The sequence below is a fragment of the Actinomycetota bacterium genome, assembly GCA_040905475.1.
Taxonomy (GTDB): Bacteria; Actinomycetota; AC-67; order AC-67; family AC-67; genus DATFGK01.
This window is the reverse complement of record JBBDRM010000092.1, coordinates 1-4,922: the sequence shown is the minus strand read 5'-3', so window position 1 is coordinate 4,922 and position 4,922 is coordinate 1. Positions and strand designations below refer to the sequence as shown.

At 68.3% G+C, this 4,922-nt stretch carries 6 protein-coding genes; 4 read left to right on the top strand and 2 right to left on the bottom strand.

Annotation, left to right across the window (positions count from 1 at the left end):
* The 3 genes from WEB06_10255 to dapB form a co-directional block, all read left to right on the top strand.
* The coding region (locus WEB06_10255) for a hypothetical protein (GenBank protein ID MEX2556005.1) at positions 1 to 261 on the top strand (261 nt) is incomplete at its 5' end.
* 6 nt (positions 262 to 267) lie between these two features.
* Complete coding sequence (locus tag WEB06_10250; GenBank protein ID MEX2556004.1) at positions 268 to 1,530, top strand: pitrilysin family protein; 1,263 nt, start codon at positions 268 to 270, stop codon at positions 1,528 to 1,530.
* A 7-nt stretch (positions 1,531 to 1,537) separates the two neighbouring features.
* Positions 1,538 to 2,338 carry a 4-hydroxy-tetrahydrodipicolinate reductase gene (gene dapB, locus WEB06_10245; protein MEX2556003.1) on the top strand — a complete coding sequence of 267 codons (801 nt, stop codon included), beginning with the start codon at positions 1,538 to 1,540 and terminating at the stop codon, positions 2,336 to 2,338.
* Positions 2,339 to 2,380: 42 nt separating this feature from the next.
* Here dapB and WEB06_10240 read toward each other — a convergent pair whose 3' ends face one another.
* Both WEB06_10240 and WEB06_10235 read right to left on the bottom strand, forming a co-directional pair.
* Positions 2,381 to 2,839 (bottom strand): hypothetical protein, encoded by a 459-nt coding sequence (locus WEB06_10240; GenBank protein ID MEX2556002.1) that lies wholly within the window; start codon positions 2,837 to 2,839, stop codon positions 2,381 to 2,383.
* A gap of 97 nt (positions 2,840 to 2,936) precedes the next feature.
* On the bottom strand, positions 2,937 to 4,349 hold the full coding sequence (locus tag WEB06_10235) for an FAD/NAD(P)-binding protein (protein ID MEX2556001.1): 1,413 nt from the start codon (positions 4,347 to 4,349) through the stop codon (positions 2,937 to 2,939).
* 107 nt (positions 4,350 to 4,456) lie between these two features.
* On the opposite strand from WEB06_10235, the gene WEB06_10230 reads away from it, so the two are divergent.
* Positions 4,457 to 4,816, top strand: a complete 360-nt coding sequence (locus WEB06_10230; protein MEX2556000.1) for a YciI family protein — start codon at positions 4,457 to 4,459, stop codon at positions 4,814 to 4,816.
* Positions 4,817 to 4,922: the final 106 nt, after the last annotated feature.

The following is a 4,922-nucleotide window of genomic DNA, read 5'->3' as shown; positions in this document are numbered from 1 at the left end:
CAGGTCATGCGGATCGACGAGCGCGCGGGGAAGATCTCGCTCGCCCCGATCGACCCGGAGACCAACGAGGCGTACGAGCCGCCGGAGCGTCCACGAGGCGAGGGCGGAGACCGCGACCGCGGCGACCGCGGCCGTGGCGGGCGCGATCGGGACCGTGGCCGCGGCGGCTCACGAGATCGGGGCCCGCGCGACCGCGATCGCGGAAGCGACGGTCCGCCGCAGGCGGCCGACTCCGCTCCTTCGGGAACGCCCGCGGAGTAGCGACCGGTGCAGTTCGAGCGAACGGACCTCGACAACGGCATCCGCATCCTCACCGAGCGGATGCCCGAGGTCCGCTCGGCGACGTTCGGAGCGTGGGTCGGAGCCGGCTCGCGCGACGAGCAGCCGGAGCTGTCGGGGGCGACGCATTTCCTCGAGCATCTGCTTTTCAAGGGGACGCCGTCGCGCTCCGCGAAGGACATCGCCGAAGCGTTCGACGCCGTCGGCGGCGACGTGAACGCCTTCACCGCGAAGGAGTTCACTTGCTTCTACGCGCGAACGCTCGACGCCGACCTGCCGATGTCCGTCGAGATCATCGCGGACATGCTCCAGAACTCGCTCCTGCGCGAGGAGGACGTCAACGCGGAACGGCAGGTCGTGCTCGAGGAGATCTCGATGCACGAGGATGCCCCCGACGACATCGTCCACGATCTGTTCATGGAGACGATCTGGGGCGAGCATCCGCTGGGCCGGCGGGTGCAAGGCATGTCCGACACTATCGATGCGATGCCGCGCGAAGAGATCGACGCCTACTGGCGGCTCCACTACAAGCCCGGCAACCTCGTCGTCGCGGCGGCCGGGTCGGTCGACCATCACGTGGTCGTCGAGGGCGTCCAGAAGGCGTTCCGCGACTCGCCCGCCGGGCCGCAGCGCCCCGCGCGCTCGGGAGACGAGGCGCCGCCCTTCCACGGCCGCGTGGGCGTCCTGGAGCGGCCGGTCGAGCAGGCGCATCTGGTGTTCGGCAGCGCCGGCGTGTCGCGCAACGATCCGCGCCGCTGGGCGTTCGGCGTGATGAACGTCGTCCTCGGCGGCGGCATGTCGTCCCGCCTGTTCCAGGAGATCCGCGAGAAACGCGGCCTCGTCTACTCCGTCTATTCGAGCCACTCCGCGTTCGCCGAGGCGGGGCTCTTCACCGTCTACGCAGCCACCGGCGAAGAGCGCGTGCCGGAGGTCCTCGACCTCGTCCGCAAAGAGATCGACTCCGTGCTCGAAAAGGGCATCACCGCCGAGGAGATCGAGCGAGGGAAGGGGCATCTCAAAGGCAGCCTCGTCCTCGGGCTCGAGGACACGTCGAGTCGGATGTCGCGGCTCGGCAAGGGCGAGCTGTGCCACGGAGAGATCCTGTCGCCCGACGAGATGCTCGCCAGGATCGAGGCGGTCACCCTCGACGACGTCCACACGGTCGCCAAGGAGACGCTCGGAACTTCGCCGTGGGCGCTCGCCGTCGTGGGACCGGTGGGCGAGCGGGACTTCTCCGGGTTCGTGTCGTAGCATCGCGATCGTGATCCGCGTCGGCGTCATCGGGGCTTACGGCAAGATGGGCCGTGAGGTCTGCCGGGCGATCGTCGAGGATGCCGACTGCGTCCTCGTCGCGGCGGTCGACTCCAACGGGTCCGGCGAGAACGTCGGCGCGATTCTCGGTCATCCCGAGTTGACGCTTCCGATCTCGGACGAGCTCGACGCGCTGAACGACGCCGAGGTCGACGTCGCGATCGACTTCACGCATCCGGACGCCGTCATGGACAACCTGCGCTGGTGCGTGCGCCACGCCGTTCACGTCGTCGTCGGGACGACCGGCATCTCGCAAGCGAACCTCGACGAGATCCGCGGGCTCATCGAGGAAGAGGGCCAGGAATCGAACGTGTTCGTCGCTCCGAACTTCGCGATCGGAGCCGTGCTGATGATGCGCTTTGCCGCTGCCGGCTCGAAGTTCCTGCCCGACGTGGAGATCATCGAGCTCCACCACTCGAAGAAGGCCGACGCCCCCAGCGGAACCGCGCTCAAGACGGCCGAGGAGATCTCGAAGGCGCGGGCCGAGGGTGCCGTCGGTTCCGAGTCGAAGGAGGTCGTGCCCGGAGCGCGCGGGGCCGACGTCGACGGGATCCAGGTGCACTCGGTTCGGCTGCCGGGCCTCGTCGCTCATCAAGAGGTGATCCTGGCCGGGCCCGGCCAGTCGCTGACGATCCGCCACGACTCCTACGACCGGGCGTCGTTCATGCCGGGCGTGCTGCTCGCGGTGAAGTCGATCGCGAAGCACCCGGGCCTGACCTACGGCCTGGAGAACCTGCTCGAGCTGTAACGCGCTTCCGGATCGTTCGGCTACGCGCGCGGAGCGGGCCCCTTACAGGTTGGGCTTCCCGCTCGAGCACCGGAAGGCGACGACAGAGGAGCGGTACCGGTCGGCGTGGTTCTCGGCGAAGGCGTAGCAGGTGACGGTCGCCCCGACCGTCGGTAAGACCGCAGCTTGCTCCATACCGGCACACACGAGGAGCCCTTGTCCGCTGGCTGCGCACGGGACGAAGAACGAGTGCTCGAGGATGTACACGCGCAGCCGGGCCCTCGGCACCCGACATGGGCTCACGATGCAGCCGGGCCCTTTGTCGTATCCGGCCGCCAGCATGACTCCTTCGATGCGGATCCCATTCCCCTCGTAGGTGAACGCGCAAGACGCATCGAACGCCGCTGCATTGCTCTTCGCGGTACGGTTGCATGCCTTCACTGCGCTCGCCGTGGTCGGCAGGATGACGAACACGGTCGCGGCCAGCATCGGCAGGGCGATCAACTTCCGGCTCGAACGCATCCCGAACCCCCCTGGGTACCCCGCGGCGCATCCTAGAAGGCGTCTGCTGAAGGCGCAAGGCACTCGTAGTATCCGCCGTTCATCCCGCGCTCGCTTCCTACGGGGCCGCGCCGTCCGGTGTCGCGGCCACGATCCGTTCGAGGTTCTCGATCGCCGGGCCGGTGCTCGCGACCATGCGTCCGATGGCGGCCTGCGCCTTGGGGTCGGTGAGGTGCCGGGCGGCGTCGTGCAGCGGCGTAAGCCGGGTGCGCGTGAGCCAGTCGCGGACGTCGGGATCGGCGAACCACGCCACGCGCACCCGCTGGCTGTGGAGGAAGCCCCGAACGAAGTCTTCGGTCGTGTCGAAGAAGCCCATCGTGGAACAGAGGCGGTTCTTGTCGCGGTCGTCGTCCCGCGTCGCCTCGACGAACCCGATCAGCGCGGCGCTGAACGGGTCGATGCCGGCCTGCACGCGCTGAACCCGGACCACGCCGGGCGCGAAGATCGGCGTCGCACGCGGGAGTCCGAGGCCGGGCGCGCTGCAGTCGACGTGGATATGGCCACGCTCGGTCGGGATCGAGCCATGCTCCAGCTTGATCTCCCGAGCGCCGACGTGGAGGACCCGGCCCAACCGCACGACGTTCTCGATCGACCGTAGGGCGGAGCGCTCGGTCTCGCTCAGCGTCGCGCCGCGGTAGATCTCCGGCTCGACGGTGGGGTCGAGGCGCGCGTGGCCGCCGCTCTCTTCGAGCCGGCGAAGGAAGTCGTCTCCGTCCGAGGCTTCGGCCGCAGCCTCCATCTGGACGGCGAACCACTCGGCGAAGGAGCCCATCAGCGCCAGCGGCTGGAGGTGTCCACGGTCGACCGTCCAAGGCTCGCGAGGGCGGATCCACCGGATGCGGCCGGGAGCGACGCCCTGGTCGAGGAGCCACCAGCACGTGTCCATCGCCGTCTTGCCGGCGCCGATGACGGTGAAACCCGAGCCGGACTCCGGCAGGGAGGCGAGGGCGTGCGGGGTAACCAGCCGTGCATCGGGGTCGACGCCGTACTTGGGCGTGTGGTGGATGGCGATCGTAGTCTGCAGGAGGGTGGCATCGACGAGCTTTCGTCGGACGCGCACCGTCGTGGTGTCCCCGGTCAGCCGGGACACGACCCGGTGTCCGTCGGCGCCGGTGGCGACGTAGTCGGACATGCCGAGGAAGCGAACGCGTCCGGTCGGAAGCATCTGCTCGTCGAGCACTCGGCCGTAGTAATCGCAGACCTCGGCGCCGGAGGCCCGCTCGTAGAAACCGGCGTTGGGGCCGGCCGGGTCGATGCGATCGTTGCCGAGGGCCCGCGAGTTGACGCCGTAATAGGCGGAGGGCTGGTGCAGGCGAAGGAATCCGTAGCCGTCGTTCCAGTGCCCGCCGGGCCGGTGGCGCCGGTCGACGAGCACGACCTCGGCGTCCGAGTTGGAGATCAGCTCGTCGGTGAACCCCATCCCGGAAGCGCCGGCGCCGACGATGAGGTAGTCGGTCTCGATCTCTTTCACGAAGTCCCCCGTTGCGAGGCGCCGCTACGTCGTCGATGGTACGTCGTGGCGCAAGTAGCATGACACCATAGAGGCACGTCGGGGTCTCATGGTTTGACGAGGACTGAATGGAATACAACGACGCTGAAGCGCACGAGCAGGCGCGCGATATGGGAATGGCGCTGTACTACGTGTACCTGCTCAAGAAGGGACCCGTGTGGTCCGCTGATTCGACGCCTGAGATCGCCGCGCTACAGGAGGCGCACCTAGCGAACCTGGGGCGACTGCGGCAGGAGGGCAAACTGGTGCTCAACGGTCCGTTGCTCGATTCCTTCCAGCTCAGCGGAGAGATCCGCGGCATCGGCGTTCTCAAGGCGACCTCCATGGCCGAGGCGGAAGCATGGATCGGCACCGACCCGATGGTGAAGGTCGGCCGTTTGGTGTTCGAGCTGCACGCCTGGATGGTGGCAGAAGGGGTTCTGCCTTGAGATCTAGCGGGCGGTGCGCTACGCGGCAGTAGGTGATCCGAACCAGGTCGTGAGCGCGTCGGGGAGACCCGGATCGGTGAGGTCTCCCACCCAGGCGACGTATCCG